A 25,235-nucleotide genomic window follows, 5' to 3' on the forward strand; every position below is an offset into this window, starting at 1 on the left:
TGTCTGTCCACCAAATACGTTGATGAACGTATTGTGCCAGATTACCTATTTTATACATGTGAGAATTATCACAATCTACGTGTTTAGAGCAAAAAAAAGTGATCCTGGTCACACAAAAGATAAAAATTAGCCTATTACCACAGCTTGCCAACTTCATGTATTCATGGAAGATACTCATGTTTGGGACGGAATGCCCATATGTTAGTCTCAGGCATAACATGCGAAGTGCCGTGAGGGCTTTACATATGAAGTGAAAGCATGAAGCACATGCAGAGAGAATGACGCACCATAATTCAGTCAAGGTGAGGTGAACAATTTATGGAAAATCCTGCGCCGTTACCTGATTCAGCCCCCGAAGTCGGCCCGGATGAGGCTACTACGGCACAGCCCCCTGTCCGGTATGTTCTCTTCCCCCGCAAAGGAGGCTGGTCATCCTTTCCCTATCCCGATATTGCTGCGCTGCTGTCGATCGAGGGAGATGTCTACTATGTCAGCAGCCTGACGCAAACAGAGGATGTACCTTCGGTCATCACCGTGATCTCCCTTCCTGAAGCCGAGCAGCTATTACTGGAACCACGAACCGTTGCGGTCGTTACCCATCCGTACTGGCTTATGGCTACAGCTTCGCTGGAGCCGGATCTATGTATTGTTCTGCTCCCTGAGCCTGCTGGAGATGAAGCAACTTCTCCGCTATGGGAAAGCAGTATTTCCAAACTGGTTGGCATCGCCGATCTGGTGGGTACCTCCTCCGAAACACGATATATGAAGCTGCTTTTCCAAGGTGTACGCGCTGTCTGGCTAGGCGGCGAAGATCCTACACCTGCGGGTACGATGCAAAAGGATGACCTCGAAGTCCCTCTCCGGGACTACGAACTGTTCTTCCTGCATGCGCTGCGGCAGATCCTGTCAGGAACGCTGGATAGCGTCACCCTGCTTCAATGCAGTGTACGTGCTGACTTCTACCGCCAGCTCCGATCCAAAGCAGGCGCCCATGAGACGATATCCTTTTTGCTGGCAGCCTATGAGTACTTGCTTGAAGATCCTAGGGCTATCCATTCACTGCAAGAAGCCTTCACCCATGCGGTCATGAATGGTCGCAGCGATTGCGTAGTCTCCCACTATCGCTTCCTGTCTGCCATCCATGCCCGGGCCGGGAAATTGGAGGACGCCCTGCTGGTGTACGGTATCAGTGCGAGCGACGAACAAGAACGACATCATTATGAACAGCTCTGCCGCTGGCTTGAAGCGGGAGAAGATCAACTTGTACGAGCGGAATTGCTACGTATTAACGATGATTACGGAAACGCCTTGCGTATCCTGGACGAACTTGGCGGAGAAACGGCGAGACATTGGAAATTCCGCATCTATCAGGAGACTGGACGTGTGGAAGAGGCACTGGCTCTGGTGCATGCAATCGATATTCAGGATGATGCCAGTCGCCGGGATTATCAGCAATTATCCGGAAGTGCGCTGGCTCTGCGAGGAGAGCGACACGGAGCAGTCCGACATTTTCTCGAAACGGCACTGGAGGATGAAGATGCGCTCGCCCGGATTGTCGAACTGGAGCTGTTGGATCATGCTGTACAGCAATTGCTTGGGGAGGTGCCATGATGCTGGACCCGAAGAAGCGTAGACAACAGGTGAATGGGCCGATGGTGCACAGGGATATCCGAACCGAAACCACTTACACGCCAACGGAAACAGTCGATCGGACACATACAGACGCATTGGGAAATGGCGATCACACGCCGGATCATGCACAACCAACGCCGAGCACTCGAAGCCAAATTCATCACTGGGGCGACGTACAAGGTCATGGAGAACAGGATGCTGTCACACAAGAGGAAACAAGTGTATTCAAGGAGCCCTTTTCCATTCGTCGGGTTCGCAAAAGCAAAGGCAACAAGCTGACCGCCATGCTCCAGGTTCGTAATGAACGTGGCCGATACCTTGAAGAGGTACTGCATGATCTGAGTGAGTTCGTGGATGAGATCGTGATTGTGGACGATGCAAGCACAGACGGAACCCCGGACATATGCAAAGCCTATCCGAAGGTGGTCCGGCTGGAGGTATTGGAGAAACCGCTGTTCGCCGAGGAATGGCGGCTTCGCAACACCTTATGGCAAGCGGCTGCGGGAACACGTCCCGACTGGTTGCTCTCGGTTGATGCGGATGAGCTATACAGCATAGAGGCCAAGAAAGCCATACGCACTCTGATTAATCAGGAGTATGCGGACTGGTTTGCATTTCGTTTCTACGATATGTGGGGTGGCCGGACCCACTACCGGGAAGATGATCTCTGGTGTCTGCATAAACGGCATACCGCTTCACTTGTACGGTATATGCCTGGATATCCTTATTTTTATCCACAGCAGAATCATCACGTCCCCCGCCTTCCCTTGTCCTGCACTGTATTGCCTGGGATCAGCACGGAATTGAAGGTTCAGCATCTCGGTTGGGCCGGCAGCCTGGAGGATCGGGTTCGTAAATATTTGCGTTACAAACGTATTGATCCTAGCGGTGAGTGGGGCAATCTTGCACATTACGAGTCGATCCTCGATCCGGAACCTCGGCTTCTTCCCTGGAAGGAGGGACAGTGACATGGGCGTGGTGAGTATTCTGACGCATAGCTTTACCGATGGGTACAATCGGGAATTTGGCCGGGTATTTGGCGGTGGACTGGAGCGCTACATTCTGGATCTGTGCAGTGTCATCCGTGGGCTCGGGCATATTCCCGAGGTTCATCAGCTCTCTTATTTTGAAGCGTTTCAGACGCGGACGGAGCAGATTGATGTATTTGGCTATGCGTATGACATGAACGATGTGCCTGAAGCCTTTGACCGGATGGCCGCCGCGGCGCGCGGCCCTGTGATCTATGCGAGCTGTCTGTGGCAACCCATCACCTACAAACCCGGCAGTCTTGGCATCTGTCACGGCATTAACTGGGATCGTCCCGGACTGCCACTGGACACCAAACAACAAGTAGCAGAACACATTCAGCTGGCTTTGGATGGACTTGTGCGCATCGTGTCTGTGGATTCCCATTTCCAGACCTTTTGCCGGGCCGCTTGCACCTATACCGACCCAAGGCAGGTTGTCCTGATTCCCAATGCAGTGGATACGTCCTATTTCACACCAGCCCCGCCAACGCGGACCTTAGAGCAGGAACAGGAAGACGAATGGCTTGCTGCATGGAAGACCGATCTGGCGAGTCATGAGGAGAAGGCTGATGCAGTTATATCAGGGGTGCAAGCTGTAGAGAGCAAGGGTGGAGCAGGTGGTGATGGAACGAATAGAGGTAGGGCTAACGATATTCTAATAGAAGCAGATGCTGACTACCAGATTAATGGTCCAATTCGGGGACAGGTTGAAAAGAAAGCTGTGGATGTAAGTTTGACCCCTCCCCGCCCAATTCGCATTATATATCCGCGCCGCATCAGCATGGAACGCGGCATTATTCCGATGATGCTGGCAGCAGATAAGCTATTGGGTGCTTTTCCGGATCTGGAGATTGAATTTGCCGGGGAACTGGTCGAAGGCAGTACGGTGGGGAGAGCCTTTCGTTATTGGCATCGTACTCATCCACATGCAGCGAGAATTAACCAGCGCACGTATGATTTCCGGGATATTCGGGAGGCCTACCATCAGGCAGATATCGCCGTAATTCCAACCGTGTTCTCAGAGGGCACCTCCTATGCCTGTCTGGAAGCGATGAGTTGTGGTCTTCCGGTGATTGCCTCCAATGTTGGCGGATTGAATGATCTGATTCAGGACGGGTTTAATGGGCTGCTCGTACCTCCTGGCGAGCAGGAACTCACCGCCGCACTGGTACGTCTCGTTCAGGACCGGGCCGAGCGAGAACGACTGGGAATCTATGCGCGCGAGACTGCACTGTCCTATGATCTTGCCAGGTGGCGGAGCCGGTGGGGCACGGTGTTGGAATCTTTTTTGGCAGAGACAGGATTAAAGGAGGGAATTCGGGGATGATGGATACGCCCAAGGCAACGGAATTCATGGAATCAAGATACATCCGGCAAAGTGACCCTAAAACGGACACATTGGTCTTCCCGCTGCATCCGGCATGGTGGAGCCGTCCCTACGAATATGAATGGGCCCGGCGGTTTGCACGTCCGGACGATGTGGTCCTTGATGCAGCCTGCGGCATCTCCCATCCGTTCAAATTCTGGCTTGCAGAGAACTGCCGCGAGGTTCACGCCTGCGACTGGGATGAACGCATTTTGTCTGAAGAGGCGATCCGACTGGATATTGTTTCTGACTTTGGCGAGCAAGCCGCCCAGGATCTGCCGGATTCAAGTCTCGCCCGATTGCACCGTGCACAGGCTAATCTGGCCCAGCTTCCGTATGAGTCCGGCAAGTTCGACCGGGTGTTCTGTATCTCCGTATTGGAACATCTGGATACAGGCACAATGCTGCGGGCTTTTCGTGAATTCGCGCGAGTGCTGAAGCCCAACGGACAGTTGATCGCTACCTTCGATGTGCCCGAGATGCGGCCGGATCTGCTAGAGACGATCATGGCTGTCACTGGATTAACCATTGAAGATAAGCTGAATGTGGAAGAGCCAGATGATGCCATCTGGTCTGATATGTATGGCACGCCGATTCGCTGTTTTCGTGCAGTGATATGCAAAGGTTGAGACGAATTGGGCCGCATTGAGTTAAGTGCAGAGTGGAAGTTGAGGGCATGAAGGCTCGACTCATTGGCAACGGAACAATGTACGGTTCGGGAAATAATCCGATTACCGGCAGCTCCGTTGCTTTTGTACTTTCAATGGAGGTCCTATTGCGGGAATATGTGAGTGATATATAGGGATTGGGGAACTAGAGATGAAAGACAGAGATTAAAGATTAAAGAAAAATTATAGGTGTACCAGTAGCATGTTGCACTGGTTGGTGTACTCTTTGGCAGAGGCTGCGCCGGGTGTTGTCAGGCGCAGCAAGGTTTGCAAGCCCGGCGCGATCGCAGTCGCCGGGCGACCTGTGGCGGCAGGTTGCCGCGCAGTGAGTTGGGCTGAATCAGCCCATTCACGCGCCAGGTTCTGCCGCCCGGCGAGCAGCGCGAGCGTGCCCGCGAGGAGCGCGTGAGCGGTGCGCTCCGGGGCGGGCACTTCGTCCGCGAAGGGCTGTTGCGCGCCGTCAGGCGTGCCACATAGCGCCAGCAGCCCTTCGCGGACGCTCGCGGGTGCGCGCAGCAACCCGCAGCGTGCCGCAGGCGGAAGCGCTGCGAGCAACGCCAGCGCGCCGCGGGGCGGCAGGGCCTGCAACAGGCGCAGCCATGCGGCCCAGGCGCCAACGCTGGCGAGCGCTTGCGCAGCGGCGAGCACGCCGCCAGGCGCAGGCGGGCCGCAGGCAGGTGCGCGGCGCGGCGAGCCGCAGGCAGGTGCGCGGCGCGGCGAGCCGCCGGGCATGGCGCCGCGGGGCGGGCTTCCGCAGCTGCTGCGCGCCAAGGCGTTGCTGCCGGCCGTGGCCCCGCGCTGCAGCAACGCCTCGGCGGCGTGCGCCGCTGCGGGCAGCGCTGGCGCATGGCGATCCGCCGCTCGGGCGTTGTGCCCGCCTGGCTGCTTGTGGCCCAGCGCCCACAGCGCGAGCGCCGCCTCTGGCCCGTGCTGCGCATGCGCCGCCCAGGGCTGCAAAGCCGCCCGAGCCGTGGCGTCTTCGCCCAGCTGGGCAAGCGCAAGCCCGGCGGCCAGCGGCTGTGCCCGCAGCGGGGCAGCAAGTGCTGCCGCATAGCGCAGCAGCCACTCCGGCCGATGCGCAGCCAGCGCGGCCGCGATCAGCGCTTGCCATGCCGCAGGCGGCAAGCTTCCCCGGGCGGCTGCGCTGGCGATGGCCTGCGGCCGCCCGGTGGCTGCGGCTAGCAACAGCAGCCGCTGCCATGCAGGCAAGCTGCCGGGCTGCATGCTCAGCGCCGCTATGTACGCGGCTTCTGCCTCTGCCCAGCGACCAGCCCGCTCATGTGCCATGCCTTCCAGTGTTAGGCTGCGATAGGTTCCAGCACCAGAAACTGATGTATACCTGCTGGCCGTGGAAGCAGCGGATCTAGCCTGTTTTAACCAGTCCAAGGCTACATCCTCTCTCCCTTGATCCAGTTCAAGTACAGCACCAAGCTCCAACAAATCCGGAAAATCCTCATACACGGGCGCCCATGCTTCCACCACAGCAAGCGCCCTCTCCGGGCTACCACTCTCTCGCCAAGCGTAAGCTGTTTTCAGTACCAGATCCGAGTGATATCCGCACTCCGGTGTAAGTTGTGCCAATAATGGGTGCAACAATCGGAGTGCTTCATCATACTTCGCTTGCTGAAACCATTCGGCAGCCAGAGCATATAACAACTCCGGTTGGTCGCCCTCCTGATTTAACGCGGAACGAATCAACTGCATATTTCGTGCACCTTTATTTTTGGTAGTAATCACCTGCTCCAGGTATCCGTAATGAATAACCTCAAGGCCAGAATGAAGCACACTTTGCGGAGCCAGTGCCATGATGGAAGAAGCAATTTCTTCATGAATTCTGCCCTGAAAAGCAATTCGGGGATCATTTCGGAACAAACGACACACCGCATCTGTCACACGCTCTTCACCGGACACACCCAGCAGACTTGTGACCTGTATCCAGTATCCCCACACGTCATCCCTACTTGCCGCTAACAACCGCATGAGTTCTGTATTCATCTGAGGGGTCTGTACCCATACCTCATCCGCATCAAGCACCAGAATCCACGGTTTCGTAGCAGCGGCCAGTGACAGATTACGGGCTTCACTGAAATCTCCGTTCCATTCCGTACGAATTACAACGGCACCATGGAGACGCGCAATTTCAGTTGTATCGTCTACCGATCCTGTATCCACGACGATGATCTCATCCACAACATCCCTAGCTGCGTTCAGGCACCGCTGGAGTGGCACGGCTTCATCCTTCACGATCATGCACAAGCTGATACCTGTACTCACATTCATCACCACCCTCATCAACGGAGTTCAGTCCCATCCAGTACGCATCTGTAATCCTTTAGCTCCTGCACCTACCTTATACCGCTTAGCTCTCGAATTAGTTCTCGAACCCATCCGCCCCTGGCAGTTCAAGCCGAATATGCTGAACGACAGGCCAACAACGGTGTCGCTGTCCATCTGTATGTTGGGCGAACACCTCCAGATGATGATCCGCAGCACTGACCAATCCTTTCACCAGCCAGCTTGTTCCCGTCAGGGTATCCGAAGCCCCAGGGAACGACTCAATGTCACTCACCTTCCCGTTTTCCTTTTTCCCGTCCATCTCTTTCTCTTTCTCTTCCACCCGAATGCTATCCCCAACAGATAAATCATCTCCCACCAATTGCTGCCGACACATCTGAATCAGACTATGCAGTTCCTTCCATCGTCCTGACTGTACACAGCCTTCCATCATCAGTCCGAGCGCCTGCCAGCCATCATACTCTGCTCCTGCAACCGTTCCGTCCATATCGGAGTCCGTGTCCCTCTTCTTTGTCGCTCTCAGACCAGCAATTCGTCCTGTCTGCACAGCAGGTTCCTCATTCGTTACTGCCCCAACCTGAGAACCACGCTTCAACCACAACGTCAATGGATCGTCTCCGCTGACTTCCTTCCCTTCGAGCCATTCCAACCGTTCAAGCCATCGGGCAGACGAGATCGCGAGCAGTCCTTTTTTCCGCTGCACAGGTTCCAGTTTCAAACGTGCCTTGTGCCATCTTCCCTGCTGGATTTGGAGCATGGCCTCCGCCACGGATAAGCGTTCCCTCATCTCTGCGGAAGGTTGTGTGGATACACCCGTTAACAATTGCAGAGCCGCTTCATAACAACGACTTTGCTCTAGAATGCCCAATACTTTATGTGTAGCCTCTTCCGATCCGAGCGCAAAACGCTCCGTCACCAGCTCTGGAATCTGATGTTCCTGCCCGGAGACTCGCATAATTCGGAATATCCGATAGAGTGGCGGTAACAGACTGGATTTGGCGCGTACCGCTTCCACGTAAGCATCCACCGCGCCTTCCAGATCAGCCTTTCCTTCCAACAATCGGCCTAACGTATACCACGTCTGATAGGTGCCGATGCCTTCTTCCGTATGGTAGATGGGTGGGGGTGGCCCCATGCGAACCGCTTCACGCAGCGAACATTCTGCCCGATCAGCATCCCCCAATTCGTCTGCACAGACTCCACGATGATGCATCAGATCCGTGTACTCTGGAAATAGTTCAAGCGCGGCGTCGATTCGATCTAATGCCTCCTGCCAGCGATTCAGATGCTGGAGACAGCGTACTTCATATTTGAATAGCAAATGCGCGTAACTGGTCACCGCAGGATCAATCCCCATCCGGGCAACACCAAACGTCTCCAACGCCCGCTCCGCTTCCCCCACACGCAGATACTCAACACCCAGATTATAGTGATGGAACGGCTGATCCGGTTCTTCCTCCACTGCCTGTTGCAGCAGGCGGACATTGCGGTTCACCTTATCTTTGCGCTCCACAATCGCTGTCTGATACCCATAATGATGGATGATCATGTCCGTCACATGAAAAGCAGCCTCTGGATTCCTACGGCAAATCGCCGCCGCAATCTGCTCATGAATTCGACCTTCGAACCGATGCTCCGGGGCATTACGAAAGAGACGCAAAACGGGATTCACGGTAACCCCCTGCTGACCCGTACCTGTATAGTTATGAATGTTTAAAAACAATCCGTCACATCCGCTGACCGTCGTCCAGCTCCTGATCTGCTCCCGCGCAGCCCTATCGAGCGCCTCGTCCGCATCAAGGAAAAGAATCCAGTCGCCAGAGGCCCGCTCCAGGCCAGCATTCCGTGCTGCGGCAAAATCATCGCACCACTCAAATCCGACAACCACCGCGCCATATTGCTGCGCAATCTCCGCGCTGCGGTCCGACGAACCGGTGTCCACGACGATTACCTCGTCCACCGCTCCCTGGACACTGGAAAGACAATGGGGCAGTAACTCTTCCTCATCCTTCACGATCAAGCATAGGGAAATTCGTTTCGCTCGCAAGCTGATTCCTCCTTTCCTTCGCATGGAAAATCGTGCGCCATGGGATACCTTCGGCCGTCCGCAGCCTTTGTTCCAGTGCAGCATGTTGTGCCGCGAGTGCCCCTGCCGACGGGGAGCGAACCAACTCCTGTCGAAGTGCCTCCATTGCTATCCGCAAGTAACATACCGCTGCACCAGCTCTGGCCTGTTGCAGATCAGGTTCCCGCTCCAGAGCCTGCTCGAACAGAGACAGCGCCTGATCATAATATCCTTTGGCAACCAATGTTTCACCCAGCCAGAATAACCCTTCGGCATCCAGCTCACTGTCGGTCATGCACTGAATCAGGATGTTCGCGGCTACCATGGTATACCCGTGACGATACAGCAGACTTGCAAACTCCCGTCGGACCGTGACTGCCTTTCCCCGATGCTCACGCATCATGATTGCCCGCAGTTCATGCAGTTGCTCAGCAAGCGTGAGCTGTCCAGTCTTTATCGCCTGCTGTACAACCTGTTCTGCCACCATCTGTGACTGCGGACCCCACTCCATAAGCTTCTGCTCTTCTGACGCAGGTTCCATGCTTCGCGGCTCTTTGGTCAACTGGTCCAGCAGACGATCCATGACCTTCCAAACCGTCTTTTCCTGTGAATGGGTAGATGCGAGGAATGTATCGGTTAATCGTAATCCATTAGCCCAATAAGCCAGTGCCCAATCCATTCTGTGCTCAGTCGGCAGATTGACTTCATGTACACATCCAACGTTCCAGTGTTCTTCTGCCAGTTGTAATGCCTCCGAAACCTTATTCGCACACAACATCCAATGTATTCGATCCGCTACATGGATACGAGCAATACGAGAATCTGTATCCAGCATTTTCAATGCCTGCCCATATGCTCCGCAGCCTGCGAGAACATGAATGACTTGTGCAAAATGATCCTCATTCTTCACAGCGTATGGATGGGACATTTCACCACGGATCGACTCAACGTGACCCGACTCTTCGATCCGTTTGCATCTGGCAAGTAATGTTTCTGCTACGTTCTCATCCGTTTCTCCCGATTGTTGCAGTACATCCGCTAACCCCACCCATGCCGGAGCATATGCAAACATGCTGTCCAATGCCAGACCGTACAGATGTGCTGATTCATTCAGGAATCCCCGTTTCTGTGCAAGTCTTGCCATAGCGGTATAAGCTCTGTAACTGTCAGAACCTGCTTCCGTTACATATGACGAGTCTAACGTGCTACCACCATCACTTTGTCCATCACCATACGGCACCTTCAGGCACTCAGTCGCTCGGACGTAGGATTGGTATGCACGTTCCTCCAAACCTTGCTGCTCTAACGTCTCCCCATACAACAGGTGCAAATCCGCATAAGATGGATAACGCTGTCTTTCCACAGCCAGAAGTGCATGCGCCTTGTCGTAACGTTCTAATTCCACAAGGGTCTTCGCATAATCCCTAACCAGTGTAGGGCGATATGGCGTGAGCAACTCTGTCAGGCGCAGTGATTCACTGAACGCTTCAATTGCCTGTTCAATCTGACCAAGTTGGCAATACGTTACTGCCAGATTGTACAGGTGAAAAGGCTGTGCAGGATCATCCTGAAGTTCACGCTCAATCAACTTCAAATTACGTCTTGGTTTATGTTCCTTCGCAATCGTGGAAGCCAGATATCCATCATGAAAGAGGCATAGCGGGGCCAGCGGTTCAGTCTCGATCAATACATTTTCTTCATCTGTATATTTCTCGTTCTTATCCCCATCAGCAGCCTCATTCAGGACAAGCTTGCTCGGGCCGCTACGAACCAACTGCTCATGGATGCGTCCCACATATCGATATCCCTGATGTGCACGGAACAGTCTCACTGGCTGAGAGATAACGCTCTCCTCTACCCTATTACCGAAACGATTCTCTATAGTAATGCGTAATCTTGAAATGCTTTTATGGACTTTGGGCAAATAATTCAGCAGTTCTTCCAATCCCTGTGTAACGTACTCATCGGCATCCAGACATAGGACCCATTCGGTGCTAGCCAGAGGCAAACTTATATTCCGCGCATGGGCAAAGTCATCTTCCCAGCGGGCGTGCAACACCTTTGCTCCGTATGTTCTGGCGATCTCGGTTGTGCGGTCAGTCGAGCCCGTATCAGTGATATAGCACTCCGTGCCGATATGCTTCAAGCTGTCGAGACAGCGGGGCAGGTGATGTTCTTCATTTTGCACAATCATATGGATTCCAAGTAAACGGTTCTTCAAACATAACCACCTCCAATACAAAAAAAGTACATGAAGTCCACCAAAGGAACTCCATGTACCTATATGACAAATGAATGGGTTATGTGCCTTGTCCATTGAAGAACACATCAATCGTACTTGGTGCACCAACTAGGCTGGAGCGGTAGGATAGACGTGTATATTTGAGAAAACGCTGCGGAACCAATACATCAACTGACCCGGACAAAATGCCCGTTACCGTCGTCACATCCGTGTACCAGTTCGAACCGTTCGCACTGATCTCAACGCGCGCATCTACCCGGTTTACACCAGGTCCCCTGTTATATACAAAGAAAGAATACGTACCAAATACACTGGTTGTCACTGCTGGAAGTGGTGTAAAGGTGTTAGCGGTCGGGGTGCTAATAAGCTGGTTTTCCTGAAAACTCTTCTGTGATATGGAAGTAACGCTGCTAAGCGTTCCCGCCGTAATTGTAGCGCCGAGCACACTGGTGATCGTACCATTCAGCAGGTTTGTCAGCGTCCCCGCTGTTACTGTTGCGCCGAGCACACTGGTGATCGTTCCGTTTAATAAATTCGTCAGGGTGCCTGCGGTGATGGTTGCTCCTAGTACGCTCGTGATCGTACCTGCGGTAATCGTTGCTCCGAGTATACCTGTGATGGTCCCCGCTGTGATGGTCGCTCCAAGTACGCTGGTGATGGTTCCGGCCGTGATCGTTGCTCCCAATACACTTGTGATCGTACCATTCAGCAAGTTCGTCAGTGTCCCCGCCGTTACTGTAGCTCCGAGCACACTAGTGATGGTTCCGGCTGTGATTGTTGCTCCTAATACACTCGTAATCGTACCATTCAGCAAGTTGGTCAGCGTTCCCGCCGTTACCGTAGCTCCGAGCACACTAGTAATCGTTCCGGCTGTAATCGTTGCTCCAAGTACACTTGTGATCGTACCATTCAGTAAGTTTGTCAATGTTCCGGCAGTCACCGTGGCTCCAAGCACACTCGTGATGGTACCATTCAGCAAGTTCGTGAGTGTTCCTGCTGTTACCGTTGCCCCGAGTACACTTGTAATTGTTCCCGCCGTGATCGTTGCTCCCAATACACTGGTGATCGTACCATTCAGCAAATTCGTCAACGTACCTGCGGTAACGGTAGCTCCAAGCACACTGTTGATCGTACCTGCCGTGATGGTCGCTCCAAGTACACTTGTAATTGTGCCGTTCAGAATGTTCGTAATGGTTCCGGCATTAATCGTAACGGTGGTCAGACCGGAGATGTTACTGATGGTTCCGTCCAAAATGATGCCAACCACGTTCCCGCTCGTATCGGTTCTGACGGGCTGGGCTGTGCCTGTACTATCCTGGCCGAAGATCAACGTCCTCAAATTATCCGGATTCGTATTAAACGTTGTAAAGTTAGGCATGTGCCTCGTCCTCCTCCCTGGTCAAATCTGTGAAATCTTACTCCCTTACGGCATACGCTGCGCCTGAAAGTAAACATCAAGCCGGGTCGGCTGATCCGGTTCAACAGATCGAATTGCAAGCCGGGTATAATGCAAAAATCGCAAGGGTACCAGCGCTTTGGTCTGACCTCCCGCGACCACCTCCTGGCTGTCCACAGCATAGTCCACGGCATTGGGACTGATCTGGATCTGTACAAGAGCCGGATGTTTGCCCCGATTCACAACGCCATAGGTATACATGCTGAGTGATGAGGTGTCTTGTGCCGGGAGTGAGTGTATGCTGCTACTGGTCTCGGCTCCGACATACGTATGCTCTGTAAAACAATGAATAGCACCAGGGAGTTTCGTACGTGAGGAAGCACCCTGCTTGAACCGGGGACGAGTGATCCGGGAACAAGGGGGTTTCAGCAATTTAGCGCGGCAGGAATGACGGGAGCGACGACGGCTAACATATTTAGTTGGTTGCTTCGTTCTCTTCTTGCTTCGCTTCGCTGTTCGACTCATCTCGATTTCCCCTTAAAAAATGTGCTTACGCATCGTATGCCCGGATTGGAAATACGGGCACGGCAACCGCCTTTATTTCCAGATATACGGCTCAGTCCCCAATCCATTTTTCTGCTTTTCACATACACTGCAAGTACAATGACATGTGAATTAACCGGAGTGTTGCTCTAAAAGAACTGGTCTACGGGAGGTGGATGAGATGACCAACTACAATATATTCAACCAATCCAATGGTCCCCTGTTTACTCAACTGACCAATACCTTCTCGGCACCTGGAATTGAAGCTTCACCAGACAGCGGTGCTGCTGCTGCCGGAAGTTTCTTTGCCCTAACGACGAACAATACCGCAATTCCTGCCAGCCAAAATCTTCTTCTACAGATCGTGAATGGAGCCGGTAGTGGCAGAACTTTACGCATATCCAGCCTCACCGGAGGCACAACAGCAGCAGCTACGCTTGTCATCTATTCTGGAGGAACGGTGACTGGTGGCAGCTCGCCTGTACCCGTCAATACGCTACTTGGAAATACCAACGTCAGTGTAGTCACAACGAGGCAAAGCACGGGTACTCTTGGGGGAACCTTCACGAGCATCGCAAGTATTCCGCTTACCGCAGGTATGTATTCACTGAATTTGAACGGCTCGATTATTGTGCCACCAGGACAAACTTTATCCATTAGTGTAGGCACAGGGAGTCAGACGGGAGCCATTAACCTGTTCTGGTGGGAATTCTGAGTTGGATCATAGTAGAAGGTGGTGTATACAGTGCCAAACAATAATGTATTCAACCCGTTAAGCCAGCCCGTCTATACGTCAAATACCAACACATATACCTCTCCCGGCATTGTTGCCCCACCGGAGAACGATGCCGGCAACACAGGCAATCTGTACAATGCAGGTTCCACCAACTCCACAACACTGGGATTGCTCGGAGGAACGGTAATTGCCACCGTACAATTGGCCAATCCAGCGGGGAGTGGAAAAACCCTATACGTATCACGGATCTCTGGCGGAATTACAGTCTCACTCAACCTGTTATCTTCCTTCAGCGGTTCCATGAGTCTGACCGCAAATGGAACGCTGTCCTCTCCCAGTACACTTACGCCGGTGAACAGCAATCTTTCCAGCAGTAATACCAGTGTAGCCGTAGTACGATTCTCTGCTGCCGTGCCTTCAGGTGCGACTTCATTGATGGCGATGCCCCTTCAAGCAGGGCCATTTCTATCCAATGAATTCGGCCGTTATGTGGTTCCTCCGGGTCAGGCCATTAACCTGTCTGTCGGCGGATCACTCTCGGTTGGTGGACTGATGGCCTCCACTGCCTATTTCGCCTGGTGGGAAGTATGATGTTTCATACATCGCAACGTGCAAACAGCCGCTTTCGGATGAATACCGGAAGCGGCTGTTCGTTTTATTGTAGATGTAATGATGATTAAATATGTTGTTCGGGCAAAGACTGTCAGGCCGATTCCTGCGGAATGATCTCTTTTGCTTCAGTCATGAGAGGTTGCTTTCCCTCCCACAAGATACGCTGTAGCAGAATGCCAGCAAGACCAATCACCAGCGTAGCGAGACCGATATATTGAAAGGTGGGACTCGGCCCTGCGGCTCGAATGAGCGCCCCACCTGCAAGTGGAGCTACGACCAGTACAACACTGGATAGTGAATTTTGGATGCCGAAGACACGCCCTACATAGGCAGGAGGGGTTTCTTTTTGCAACAGATAATTCAGAGTTACCATAAAGAGCCCATTGCCTACCCCGATGCAGAGGCCCCAGATAATGACCCAAATTTCCGGTGTTTGTGGGCCGATCCACCCCAATGCAGCGATTCCGGCACCCACGAACAGATATCCTCCACCCATTCCCCACCCATACCCAATCCTCGGCAGCCGATTTAACAGCAAAATGACGATTACTGCCCCTGCTCCTGCCGATGAACCCAAGCAGCCGAGCAGTGATTCGTTACCTGGCTTGATCTCCCGAAACAGGGTCGTAAACTGATAATCTATCATTAGAATGGCCATGAGTCCAAAACAGCCAAACAGAATCGTGCTCAGCACAGTGCGGCTGCGACGTATAAAATGCCAGCCTTGCTGCCACTGAGTGAATAAAGATTCCGAGCCATCCTTTGCATCAGCATCACTTCCTTCTGTTCCAACCGGGTCCGACTTCTCCACCAAACGCCGTAAGGGCCATAACACCGCGCCCGACAACAGGCGGGTACAGGCATTAATGGCAATACAGATCTGTGGTGAGAAAAAGGCCAAAATGACTGCTCCCAGAAGTGGTCCTGCCACTTTCGAGCACTGGCTCACAAAACCGTTCAAGGAAGATGCCTGGAACAGATGCTTCTCTACCACCACTTGACGAGTTAACGCCTGCTGGGCTGGAACATGGAATACCCCCATCATGGCCCGCAGGGCAAGCAGTGGAAGCAACCATGCCGGGCTTGGTGCGAATAAAATAGCAACGGTTAATCCCACGGTGATTACATCGCACAGGATCATGATTTTCACTTTATGAAGTCGATCAGCCAGTGCACCTGCAACGGAGCCCAGTAATATGCCCGGGACAGCCATACATACAGGAATCAGCGCAATGATCAGTGGATCAGCACCCCAGCGGTAGGCCACCATCACCTGGATGGCTAGTGCATCGAACCAGTCTCCAAACGTAGCCAGAGAGTATGCGATAAACATGCGGACAAACCGGAGGTTGGTCCATAGACTTTTGGAGGATTCCGCAGATGAGGCGGGTAATTCGGTGGATTCATTGGACGTGGGTTCATTAGAAATGACGGTCATACATGTACTTCCTCCCTTGATTACAGCCGTTTACGGTCTGTATGTTCCTTGGCTGTAATCATAAGGGCGTTATATCAGAGGAAGATCAGAGGATGGGGGGGATCGGGGATAAAAAGTTGCGGACTTCATCCACAATTTGCTGTCCATATATGGGAACGCCGTAACTTTTGCCGATCTCTGCGTACACTTGACGATATTTACTGCGAAGTCTGCCTTCAATTCGATGATGACCCATGAACTGGAGAATCTGATATGCAGCATTCAGATATAACGGTGCGTTCAGCGACATCTTCAATACGTCCAGACCATCATCCATTCTAAGTTCCGCTTCACGAACTCGTCCCTGCCGAAGCAACCATAACCCTTCCATCATCTGAAAACGTCCAATCTCCCGCAGATACGGAGCATCCTTTAATCCTGCTCGCAGGACTGCTATCTGAGCCTCAACCGCTTCACCGCTGCCACCCCACAGTTCCACATACAACGCTGCAAGAGCTACAGGCAGTTTGAAATTAACTAGCTCGTCTGTCTCGATCACACGATACGTGTCCTCCAGCTGCATACGGGCCCGTTCAACCTGTCCGATCTCTGCATAGACCTCAACGATGTTTAGTATCCGAAGCTCCCGAAGCTGATCTGCAGACAATGCCGATGAATTCAGAGCCTGCTCATACAGCTGTATACTATTGGCTGGCTCAATTAGGGGGTGCACGAAAATCAGTAGCCAGTATAGACGCTCCTCAAAGGGAATTTCCTTTGTTGTAATCAGCCACTCCAGATCTCCCTGTATAAAACGGATATACAACTGATAATACGGGACAATCTGAATGCCGAGCGCTTCCTGCTGTTGGACCAAGGTCTGTATGGCGTTTCCCTGCCCAAACAAGTGATATTTACGAAGTAATCCGTGAATAGCCTCCTGCATTTCTGGGTCCTGAGTGGAAGGACTCGCGGGTAGAACGGACTTGTTTTCGTGCACAGCAAGCCGATAACCGTAGCCCCGTACCGTATCCAGACTGATCTCATCCCAGCGTTTCAGCTTCTTGCGCAGACGATAGATATGATCATCCACGGTACGTTCAACCGGATATTCCAATGGCCATACCCGGTCCAGCAGTTGGCTGCGGGTGAAGGCTTTTTCCTTGTTTTCATACAGAAAATGCAGCAGTGCAAATTCCTTAGCGAGTAGACGAATGGATTCCGTTCGCCGTGTTACCGTATATGTCCCTTCATCCAATTGCAAAGACATGCCTGGTTCCTCCTACTATGTATAATTCGCTAATCCGAAAACGTATAGATTCATTCCATTTTTTCTCTTCATGGTGTTCAACATACCACAAAAACCCTTTGCGAGAACGCAAAAGGTTTCTGTCGTGGAGCTATTCTTTGAACGAGTTATTCCCTTGCCTTAACCAAGCACGACTCGGTCATCCGCCATTTTTTTGCCGCTAATACGCTCGAATTCACCCAGCAACTCAGGTACCGTCAACGTACGCTTGCGCTCTTCGCTGACATCCAAAATAATTCGGCCTTTGTCCATCATAATCAAACGGTTACCCAGACGAATCGCCTGTTCCATATTGTGCGTTACCATCAATGTAGTAAGTCTCATCTCACGCACAAGTGTCTCCGTCAGTTCCGTGATCAGTTCGGCACGTGAAGGATCAAGGGCAGCCGTATGCTCATCCAGCAGCAGAATCTGCGGCTGGGTAAAGGTCGCCATCAGCAGACTGAGTGCCTGTCGCTCCCCGCCTGACAAGAGACCGACTTTCGCGTTCGGTCGCTTCTCCAATCCAATTCCCAGCTTCTCCAGTTGCGTGTTGAAAATCTCACGTCTGGCACGGGTTACTCCGAAGCCCAGTCCGCGTCCTTTGCCACGTTTGTATGCCATCGCCATATTTTCTTCAATGGACATATGTGGTGCTGTGCCTGCCATCGGATCTTGGAACACCCGGCCAATCCAGCTACTGCGCTTATGCTCCGGCAGGTTTTTAATGGAACGGTCATTGATCAGAACATCGCCCATATCCGGCTTCATCACACCCGAAATGATGTTCATCAGGGTGGATTTCCCCGCTCCGTTACTGCCAATCACCGTCACAAAATCTCCCGGATTCATCGTCAGATTCACACCAACCAGCGCGGTCTTCTCATCCGTTGTGCCTGGGTTGAACAGCTTGGTTACTTGCGTAATCTCCAGCATGATCACATACCTCCCTTCGTCTGCTGACCCCCGGATCGCATCAACTCTTCCGTTCGTTTGCGAGCCAGACTTCGCTGCTTCATGGAGCGCTGCATCGTTGGGAATACAAGGGCGATAATGACGATCACTGCGGTGATCAACTTCAGATCAGATGTATCAAACCATTCAACCTGTAGAGCAAGCGCGACCACAATCCGGTAAATGATCGAACCAACGATTGCTGCGAGTGTAGCCCAAAATACCGTTCTTGCACCAAGGATGGCTTCACCGATAATCACCGAAGCCAGTCCAATGACAATCATACCAATGCCCATCGTAATGTCCGCAAAGCCTGATTGCTGGGCAATAAATGCACCAGACAGGGCAACCAATCCATTGGATAAACTGACACCTACAATCGTAGTCACATCCGTATTCGCACCAAAGCTGCGAATCATGCGTTTGTTATCACCTGTCGCACGGAGCGCAAGTCCAACATCTGTTTTCATGAACAGATCGAGCATAATTTTAAACACCAGCACGACGATAATAATAAGCACCATGACATGCTCACCCGAGAATGGATTATCCATGCCCATAATGGATTTATTCGGCGCGCCAAGAATACGCATATTAATGGAGTAGAGCGCAATCATCATCAAAATCCCGGATAACAATCCGTTGATTTTGCCTTTGGTATGAAGCAGACCTGTACAAGCTCCGGCCACCATGCCGCCAGCCATTGCCGCCAAACAGGCGAGCCAAGGAGAGAAGTCATTGGAGATCATCACCGCCGCGATTGCGCCTCCTGTTGTAAAACTTCCGTCTACGGTAAGGTCAGGAAAATCGAGTATGCGGAACGTAATATACACACCAAGTGCCATCAGTGCATATAAAAGCCCCAGCTCGATTGCTCCTTCAATTGAATTCCAGCTTATACTCACGCTACTTCCTCCCTGTCTATCGAAAAGAATGAGGCGAACCCGTTGCATGTCCGCCTCGCATCCATCCTGCCAGATTATTGTCCGGTCAGATTATTGAATAATGTTGTTGTCCTGGTCTTGCACTGCCGTCTTCATCTCATCCGTAACCGTGATACCTTGGGCTTCAGCCGCTTTCAGGTTCAGGATCAGATCCAGCTTGTCCGGAACGGTGACTTTCATATCACCAGGTTTCGTACCGTTTTTCAGAATGTCCGCAGCCATCTCCCCAACCTGATATCCATGGTCATAATATTTGAAACCAACGGTTGCGAAAGCTCCTTTTTCAACAGTATCTCGATCACTGGAGAAGAACGGAATTTTGTTGTTGTTCGCCGTTTGAATAATCGTATCGACCGCACTCACGACAGAGTTATCAAGCGTAATGTAAAAGGCGTCTACTTTGCCAACGAGGGAATCCGTTGCCTGTTTTACTTCAGATGTATTCGTAACTGGTGCTTTCACCAGCTTGATATTATGTGTTGCTAGTGCCTTTTCAGCGTTATCTGCCATAACCACCGCATTCGGTTCGCCTTCGTTAATCACCAGACCTACCGTTTTCACATCCGGCAGATTTTTGGCGATAAAGTCAGCCAATTGTACGATCGCCTCCGGGTTCGTGTCCGATGCACCTGTAATGTTGCCGCCTGGCTTGTCCATGTCAGTCACCAGTTTGGCACCCAGTGGGTCTGTTACCGCTGCGAACAGCAATGGCTTGTCCTTCACTTGTTGAGCCAAAGCCAGCGCAGATGGTGTTGCAATTCCAAGTACGAGGTCATTTTTGGAATCACCCGAGATTTTCTGTGCAATGGACAAGTTATTCGTCGAATCACCTTGCGCATTATTGTAATCAATTTTGAGGTTCTTGTTCTCTTCAATGCCCGCATCCTTCAAGGCTGCAATAAATCCTTCGCGTGTAGCATCCAGGGATGGATGTTCAACAATCTGGGAGATGGCAATCTGGTATGATTTTTCCTCGCTGCCTCCACCTGTTGTACTTCCCGATCCTTCGGATTCCGAACCTGTACCGCTGTTATTTCCGCAACCTGCCGCAACGATCATTGAAGCAACCATCATCAGTGACATCCAGAATTTCTTTTTCATGTGTGAGAACCCCTCTCCATCTTATAAAATGTGGTTACCCTTATCGCTATCCAAGTGACACGATAGGGCGGGACAAAACGAACGCTTCAACGCATTGTTGCTTTTACCGACAAAAGCAGACAAATATAGACTTTTCTCATGCGACTGAAGTCCATGACCCGTGTTGGTGTTTTTGTGTTTCCCTAATATTAAGGGGCGACCTGATTTCCGTCAATGGTTGAACCGCTTCCAATTTACTTTCATTGTATGATGGTGATAGAAAACATTACATAAAGTAAAAAAAACACCCACAATGTTCCGTAGATGGTCGCCATTAGTACAGCTATAACGTAAGGTTCTACTTATAAATAGGGAGTATGGAGTCTTTTTCTAATCTCGTCCATAAGCATTTTTTTCTCCACATCGGATATGGCATCTGCAATCAGTTTGCGTGCTGCAACAGGCGCAATCGAGGATTCAACATCTGCATAACCAATACCGGACAACTTCTCATACTCCTCCATAAAGATGCGAATATTGGCCTCTCTGGTAGCATCGAGAACAACCGTCGCTTCATGTGGCAGATGCGGGGGCAGTATGGCGTATCGAATCATAATAATGTATTCGGCCAAGTCGGCTTCGGGATTTCCGGTAGAAGCATTGTTCCAGTCAATAATAATGGCATCATTGTCCCTGATCAGTATGTTACCTGGATTCGGATCACCGTGACATAGTTGCTGCTTCATCGGTAATCGATCCAATTGGGCAATCACAGCAGCTTTCTCCGCTTCAGACAAGTATTGTGCTTCAACATGAGAATTTCATATTTAAATTTTTTAAAAAAAGAGGCAACCTTCCCAATATACTTTGGGTAAAGGTCACCTTCTAGCGATCAATGGATAGCTCCAGAGTGCTTTATTCCTTTTCTTTTTGCAGCTCTTCTAATTCAGATGGTGTTAGCCCGGTAGCTTTAATAATAGTAGCCTGATCAAGACCTAAAGTGAGCATATTCATTGCGATTTTCCGCTTGCTCTCAGCTTCACCCTCTTTGATGCCTTCTTCGATTCCTTTTTGAATTCCTTCCTCCATGCCTTTCTTGAGACCCTCTTCTCGTGCTCCCTCAATCATGGAAGCTTCGTCCCATAGAAATTTCTGACGGTCGATATATCGTTGACGCGCTTGCTCATCCTGGCTCAGAAACTCTAATACACTCATGGCTTTTTTTAAAGCCGGTTCGGGTTCGTGCATCATTAACGCCTCCCAGCTTGATCTAGTCATTCCTTTCAGAAATAACAGCCAACGCACCAATCCATCCTTCATTTGAATATTTTCATCATTCAGCTTTGGTATTTCCATAAAGTGAATCTCTATAACATCCGTCAACGGAATATCAGTATGGTCTTCTCTTAAATGAAATACGTTGTGATACTGGTCATTAGCGAGTATTTTGAAATTAACAATGTTGATCGCAACGCATTTTTTGAGTTGGCTATATCTCTGTCCTTCAAGTAATTGTCCGGAGTATTGTTTACCCCAATAGAACAAAGTCCTCTTCTCTAAATCATACTGATTAAACAACTGCATTTCAACATTAATTAGCTCACCTTGATCTGTTTTGGCCCGTATGTCCAGAATGGACTGTTTATCTCTCGGGGTATCTTTGTCCAGATAAGGGTTGACTAACACAATCTCGGTCAGTAAGGATTCACCTGCATTTTTGAAGGTGTGATTCAGAAAAGCCAGAAGAACATCCTTATTCTCTTCACTTCCAAAGATTCGTTTGAACACATAATCGTTCTTGGGATCAAGCAACTCTGTCATCATTATTCACTCCTACGCACAAAATGAACAGGATATATCTGCTGAAATTTCAGCAAACATAAGGATGCGAACATGCACTCGATGTTAGCTCTATTATATCACGCATCGCCATACGAAAATAGCGTTTATACGTAATCCATTATCAAAAAAAGAGACTATCTCGACGAATCGAAACAATCTCTTCTGTATAAACCAGTTAATTCCCCGACGCTTCGCGAATCTCATACTTGCACCTTTTGCCGCCATCGGCGTAACACTCGGTACGCTCCACCTCAGCTTGAAGCAGCGAGCGGAACAGATCGAGTTCACAGCGGCAAGCCTGTTTGTATACACTCGCGACTTGTACAATCGGGCAGTTCATTTCCGTAATGACGTAGGTTCCATCTTCTTCTCTGGACGCATCCGCCATATATCCATTGGCATTCTGGATTCGCGCGAGTTCCTCCACCCGTCCGGCCAGATCCTGGCCCTCCATCTGTGGCAGCCCGCTGCGAAGCAGTTTATCCCGGCGACTCTCGAACAACGCATCTACTACACCGCTCCCGGCTGTGTCAGACAATTCTTCAAGCAGTTCCAACGTAAGGGACGAATATGATTTTGGAAAAAAGCTGTCCCCGCGTACCGTCAGTTGGTACACCGAGGACGGACGTCCGGCCGTAGCCCGGGCCTCCCGAACCTCGATCCAGCCATCCTGCTCCAGTGCCGTCAGATGACGGCGAATGGCCATGCCGGTCAGACCCAGATCAGCTGTCATTTCCCTCGCGGTCAATGTACCATTCTGCTTCAGCATGAACAAAATCCGTTCACGCGTCGTTCGTTCCTCTTCGCGCTTCACGATCAGCACCTGCTCTCCTGCTTATGCGTGTACCGGTGCTGCCTCCCGGCAGGCATCCGAGCAAAAGCGGTTATGCGTCTCTTCGCAATCCTCACAGCTTACATGCTGCAGGTTGCAGGTTGGACAATTAATATATCGGTCATGTGTCGTTCCACAGTGATAACAGCTGGCAATGACGATATCCTCTTCTGTCCGGTTGATCGGTACAGAGATGCGCTCGTCAAACACGTAACATTTACCATCGAACAGATGGCCTTGTACTTCCGGATCTTTACCGTACGTGACAATACCGCCGTCCAATTGAGCCACGTCCTGGAATCCTTCATTGATCATGAACCCCGTCAGCTTCTCGCAGCGAATGCCGCCAGTGCAATAGGTAATAATCGTTTTGTCCTTCATGTCACCCAGGTTCTCCCGAATCCACTCTGGAAACTCACGGAATGACTCAACATCTGGACGAATAGCCCCGCGGAAGTGACCAATTTCGTATTCATAATCATTGCGACCATCGATAACGATCACGTCATCACGTTGCAAATGCTCATGGAACTCTTTCGGCGAGAGGCGTTTGCCGCTAGTCACATTCGGATCAAGATCTTCGTCCACGCGGAACGTAACCAGCTCTGCTTTGTGACGAACAAAGATTTTTTTGAACGCATGCTCTTCCACATCATCAATCTTGAACACCATATCACTGAAGAGCGGATTAGCCAGCATATCTTTCATGTACTGTTCCGTCTGTTCAGGCGTTCCGGATACCGTACCGTTAATACCTTCGGATGCGATCAGAATACGGCCTTTCACACCAAGGTCCTTACAATATTGCAGATGCTCTTGTGTAAACGTCTCAGGGTCTTCAATCTTCACGAACTTATAATATAAAAGCACGCGGTACGCGCTGTTACACATGTATATCACCTGTTCCTATTCCATGTTGTTATTAGCCGGATCATCCGGCAAGACGACTACGTTGCACCCTTACTGTTAAAAAGAAAATAAACAGCCGCCCGAAACATCGTCTCGAACTGCTGCCTGACATTCGACTTTTATTCCTGCATTCTAGTTTATCGGAAGCGGAATAGCTTAGTCAATATAAATGTATAGAAAGGCATGAAAGATATGGAACATATCTGTCCGCAACAATCACCTTACTCCGAGATCGTAATGACCGAGGTTACAAAGTGATACGATTCATTCTCCAATATCGCCTGTGATACCAGGATTTTATTGCCTTCCGGGCTCCAGGCGAGTGGGTCAGAAGCGTTGTCCATATCCGCCGAGATCTGGAACTGTTCTGCCGACTCCGTATTGGAGACGAACAGTCCTTTCTCATTATCATTCTCGGAATTAATCGTATACGCAATCTTGGAATCATCACCTGACCAGCTTGTGCCGAAAATCTGTGTGCCTCTGGCGAGCGTGGCCTTCTCATTGCCTTCCAAGTCGGTGAGCACCAGCGCCCGTTTGGTATCAGCCGTTCTTTTCACAATCGCAAGCCTTGTTCCATCATTAGATGGGATGACCCACTCCACACTTTTCAACACCTGTCTCACTTCACCCGTCTTCGCATCGTATGCATTCAACTGGCCGTCCTCGCCCGTAATATAATAGAGCGTTCCGTTTGAAACCTCGATACTCCGTACATTGAAATTACCTGTCTCCACCAGCACTTTCGTTGTGCCATCCACACTTGCCGAGATCAGATCACCCTTCATATTGGGAAAAACAACATGTTCATTATCCAGCCATGCGCCCTCTTGGATAAACCCATCCTCCTTGCCAGCAGGGGTTGTCTCCCCATTATGCAGGTTCAGGAAGTAGCCTTTGCCCGTATTTTCCTCCGGCTCCCGATAGAATAAGTACTGACCATCCGGTGACACTAGCGGTGCACCCAGACTCGCTTCACCTTCTTTGAGCGGCGTGTCTGTGCCTTTCGTCAGATCATACATATATAAATTATGCGCGTATCTTTCCTGGCCTTCAACCGTGACGGGTTTCAGGGACTTGTTCTCCTTGTCGGATACAATCCAGTCGTCACTTAGCCATGCAATCCCGCGCATATTCGGCAGTTTATCAATTTTCTCCAGCTTGAAGCTCTGGTACACGGACGTGTTGGTGTTATCTTTCACCGTAATATCGGTGCCCGTTTTCCCACCTTGTGCGTTGCCCCCCGGCTCCGTTGTCCCCCCGCATGCTGCTGTCGTTAACAGGGCGATCGCCCCGAACGTGCCCAAAGCTGCTTGTTTCCAATTCATGATGGTCCCCCCTGGTTTCTCTTGCTATAGACCAAGCATACACAGCGCATACTTCCAA

The 25,235-nt window shown here is 51.1% G+C and carries 21 protein-coding genes; 6 read left to right on the top strand and 15 right to left on the bottom strand.

Annotated features, from left to right (window positions below; translation table 11 throughout):
• Window positions 1–318: 318 nt before the first annotated feature.
• The 4 genes from HF638_RS09190 to HF638_RS09205 are packed head-to-tail and all read left to right on the top strand — an operon-like array spanning window position 319 to window position 4,655.
• A complete protein-coding gene (locus HF638_RS09190) occupies window positions 319–1,611 on the top strand; it encodes a tetratricopeptide repeat protein (RefSeq protein ID WP_169479926.1) in 1,293 nt (430 codons plus the stop codon).
• The gene (locus tag HF638_RS09195) at window positions 1,608–2,600 is read left to right on the top strand and encodes a glycosyltransferase (RefSeq protein ID WP_248278082.1); all 993 of its coding nucleotides are present in this window, start codon (window positions 1,608–1,610) and stop codon (window positions 2,598–2,600) included. The genes HF638_RS09190 and HF638_RS09195 overlap by 4 nt, the downstream gene beginning before the upstream one ends.
• Window position 2,601: 1 nt before the next feature.
• Window positions 2,602–3,987 (top strand): glycosyltransferase family 4 protein, encoded by a 1,386-nt coding sequence (locus HF638_RS09200; RefSeq protein WP_169479927.1) that lies wholly within the window; start codon window positions 2,602–2,604, stop codon window positions 3,985–3,987.
• Window positions 3,984–4,655 (top strand): class I SAM-dependent methyltransferase, encoded by a 672-nt coding sequence (locus HF638_RS09205; protein WP_169479928.1) that lies wholly within the window; start codon window positions 3,984–3,986, stop codon window positions 4,653–4,655. Before HF638_RS09200 ends, HF638_RS09205 begins: the two co-directional genes overlap by 4 nt.
• A 222-nt stretch (window positions 4,656–4,877) precedes the next feature.
• Here HF638_RS09205 and HF638_RS09210 read toward each other — a convergent pair whose 3' ends face one another.
• The 5 genes from HF638_RS09210 to HF638_RS09230 form a co-directional block, all read right to left on the bottom strand.
• On the bottom strand, window positions 4,878–6,974 hold the full coding sequence (locus tag HF638_RS09210; protein ID WP_169479929.1) for a tetratricopeptide repeat-containing glycosyltransferase family 2 protein: 2,097 nt from the start codon (window positions 6,972–6,974) through the stop codon (window positions 4,878–4,880).
• Between the two features lie 91 nt (window positions 6,975–7,065).
• Window positions 7,066–9,036, bottom strand: coding sequence for a glycosyltransferase (locus HF638_RS09215; protein WP_169479930.1), 1,971 nt, complete (start codon window positions 9,034–9,036; stop codon window positions 7,066–7,068).
• Window positions 8,993–11,275 carry a glycosyltransferase gene (locus HF638_RS09220; RefSeq protein ID WP_169479931.1) on the bottom strand — a complete coding sequence of 761 codons (2,283 nt, stop codon included), beginning with the start codon at window positions 11,273–11,275 and terminating at the stop codon, window positions 8,993–8,995. The genes HF638_RS09215 and HF638_RS09220 overlap by 44 nt, the downstream gene beginning before the upstream one ends.
• 79 nt (window positions 11,276–11,354) lie before the next feature.
• Window positions 11,355–12,674, bottom strand: coding sequence for a DUF6385 domain-containing protein (locus tag HF638_RS28390; protein WP_211175564.1), 1,320 nt, complete (start codon window positions 12,672–12,674; stop codon window positions 11,355–11,357).
• A 45-nt stretch (window positions 12,675–12,719) separates the two neighbouring features.
• On the bottom strand, window positions 12,720–13,217 hold the full coding sequence (locus tag HF638_RS09230; protein WP_169479932.1) for a DUF6385 domain-containing protein: 498 nt from the start codon (window positions 13,215–13,217) through the stop codon (window positions 12,720–12,722).
• Between the two features lie 199 nt (window positions 13,218–13,416).
• On the opposite strand from HF638_RS09230, the gene HF638_RS09235 reads away from it, so the two are divergent.
• Together HF638_RS09235 and HF638_RS09240 are read left to right on the top strand one after the other, a co-directional pair.
• Window positions 13,417–13,950: a hypothetical protein gene (locus HF638_RS09235; protein WP_169479933.1), complete on the top strand. Its 534-nt coding sequence runs from the start codon at window positions 13,417–13,419 to the stop codon at window positions 13,948–13,950.
• 30 nt (window positions 13,951–13,980) lie between these two features.
• Window positions 13,981–14,562, top strand: coding sequence for a hypothetical protein (locus HF638_RS09240; RefSeq protein ID WP_076333781.1), 582 nt, complete (start codon window positions 13,981–13,983; stop codon window positions 14,560–14,562).
• Between the two features lie 112 nt (window positions 14,563–14,674).
• Here the strand turns inward: HF638_RS09240 and HF638_RS09245 are convergent, their stop codons facing one another.
• The 10 genes from HF638_RS09245 to HF638_RS09290 form a co-directional block, all read right to left on the bottom strand.
• The gene (locus HF638_RS09245) at window positions 14,675–16,021 is read right to left on the bottom strand and encodes an MFS transporter (protein ID WP_169479934.1); all 1,347 of its coding nucleotides are present in this window, start codon (window positions 16,019–16,021) and stop codon (window positions 14,675–14,677) included.
• Window positions 16,022–16,106: 85 nt separating this feature from the next.
• Entirely contained in the window at window positions 16,107–17,270 is a 1,164-nt protein-coding gene (locus HF638_RS09250; protein WP_169479935.1) for a winged helix-turn-helix domain-containing protein, read from the bottom strand.
• A 159-nt stretch (window positions 17,271–17,429) separates the two neighbouring features.
• On the bottom strand, window positions 17,430–18,224 hold the full coding sequence (locus HF638_RS09255) for an ABC transporter ATP-binding protein (protein ID WP_036606660.1): 795 nt from the start codon (window positions 18,222–18,224) through the stop codon (window positions 17,430–17,432).
• Window positions 18,225–18,226: 2 nt separating this feature from the next.
• Entirely contained in the window at window positions 18,227–19,087 is an 861-nt protein-coding gene (locus HF638_RS09260) for an ABC transporter permease (RefSeq protein WP_248278094.1), read from the bottom strand.
• Window positions 19,088–19,237: 150 nt separating this feature from the next.
• On the bottom strand, window positions 19,238–20,287 hold the full coding sequence (locus tag HF638_RS09265; protein ID WP_169479937.1) for an ABC transporter substrate-binding protein: 1,050 nt from the start codon (window positions 20,285–20,287) through the stop codon (window positions 19,238–19,240).
• Window positions 20,288–20,628: 341 nt separating this feature from the next.
• Entirely contained in the window at window positions 20,629–21,063 is a 435-nt protein-coding gene (locus HF638_RS09270; protein ID WP_169479938.1) for a phosphotransferase, read from the bottom strand.
• 118 nt (window positions 21,064–21,181) lie between these two features.
• Window positions 21,182–22,087 carry an Rpn family recombination-promoting nuclease/putative transposase gene (locus tag HF638_RS09275; RefSeq protein WP_169480060.1) on the bottom strand — a complete coding sequence of 302 codons (906 nt, stop codon included), beginning with the start codon at window positions 22,085–22,087 and terminating at the stop codon, window positions 21,182–21,184.
• A gap of 196 nt (window positions 22,088–22,283) precedes the next feature.
• The gene (locus HF638_RS09280) at window positions 22,284–22,931 is read right to left on the bottom strand and encodes a winged helix-turn-helix transcriptional regulator (protein ID WP_169479939.1); all 648 of its coding nucleotides are present in this window, start codon (window positions 22,929–22,931) and stop codon (window positions 22,284–22,286) included.
• Between the two features lie 12 nt (window positions 22,932–22,943).
• On the bottom strand, window positions 22,944–23,831 hold the full coding sequence (gene trhO, locus HF638_RS09285) for an oxygen-dependent tRNA uridine(34) hydroxylase TrhO (RefSeq protein ID WP_169479940.1): 888 nt from the start codon (window positions 23,829–23,831) through the stop codon (window positions 22,944–22,946).
• A 239-nt stretch (window positions 23,832–24,070) separates the two neighbouring features.
• On the bottom strand, window positions 24,071–25,177 hold the full coding sequence (locus tag HF638_RS09290; RefSeq protein WP_169479941.1) for a TolB-like translocation protein: 1,107 nt from the start codon (window positions 25,175–25,177) through the stop codon (window positions 24,071–24,073).
• Between the last annotated feature and the right edge of the window lie 58 nt (window positions 25,178–25,235).

The organism is Paenibacillus sp. SZ31 (assembly GCF_012912005.1).
In the GTDB taxonomy this organism is placed as follows: Bacteria; Bacillota; Bacilli; order Paenibacillales; family Paenibacillaceae; genus Paenibacillus.

Excerpts from the sequence above, each read along its gene's own strand:
- HF638_RS09245 (WP_169479934.1), bottom strand. The coding sequence starts at position 16,021 with ATGACCGTCATTTCTAATGAACCCACGTCCAATGAATCCACCGAATTA.
- HF638_RS09205 (WP_169479928.1), top strand. The coding sequence starts at position 3,984 with ATGATGGATACGCCCAAGGCAACGGAATTCATGGAATCAAGATACATC.
- HF638_RS09255 (WP_036606660.1), bottom strand. The coding sequence starts at position 18,224 with ATGCTGGAGATTACGCAAGTAACCAAGCTGTTCAACCCAGGCACAACG.
- HF638_RS09290 (WP_169479941.1), bottom strand. The coding sequence starts at position 25,177 with ATGAATTGGAAACAAGCAGCTTTGGGCACGTTCGGGGCGATCGCCCTG.
- HF638_RS09210 (WP_169479929.1), bottom strand. The coding sequence starts at position 6,974 with ATGAATGTGAGTACAGGTATCAGCTTGTGCATGATCGTGAAGGATGAA.
- trhO (WP_169479940.1), bottom strand. The coding sequence starts at position 23,831 with ATGTGTAACAGCGCGTACCGCGTGCTTTTATATTATAAGTTCGTGAAG.
- HF638_RS09195 (WP_248278082.1), top strand. The coding sequence starts at position 1,608 with ATGATGCTGGACCCGAAGAAGCGTAGACAACAGGTGAATGGGCCGATG.
- HF638_RS09275 (WP_169480060.1), bottom strand. The coding sequence starts at position 22,087 with ATGACAGAGTTGCTTGATCCCAAGAACGATTATGTGTTCAAACGAATC.
- HF638_RS09230 (WP_169479932.1), bottom strand. The coding sequence starts at position 13,217 with ATGAGTCGAACAGCGAAGCGAAGCAAGAAGAGAACGAAGCAACCAACT.
- HF638_RS09265 (WP_169479937.1), bottom strand. The coding sequence starts at position 20,287 with ATGAAAAAGAAATTCTGGATGTCACTGATGATGGTTGCTTCAATGATC.
- HF638_RS09250 (WP_169479935.1), bottom strand. The coding sequence starts at position 17,270 with ATGTCTTTGCAATTGGATGAAGGGACATATACGGTAACACGGCGAACG.
- HF638_RS09260 (WP_248278094.1), bottom strand. The coding sequence starts at position 19,087 with ATGGCACTTGGTGTGTATATTACGTTCCGCATACTCGATTTTCCTGAC.
- HF638_RS09235 (WP_169479933.1), top strand. The coding sequence starts at position 13,417 with ATGACCAACTACAATATATTCAACCAATCCAATGGTCCCCTGTTTACT.
- HF638_RS28390 (WP_211175564.1), bottom strand. The coding sequence starts at position 12,674 with ATGCCTAACTTTACAACGTTTAATACGAATCCGGATAATTTGAGGACG.
- HF638_RS09200 (WP_169479927.1), top strand. The coding sequence starts at position 2,602 with ATGGGCGTGGTGAGTATTCTGACGCATAGCTTTACCGATGGGTACAAT.
- HF638_RS09190 (WP_169479926.1), top strand. The coding sequence starts at position 319 with ATGGAAAATCCTGCGCCGTTACCTGATTCAGCCCCCGAAGTCGGCCCG.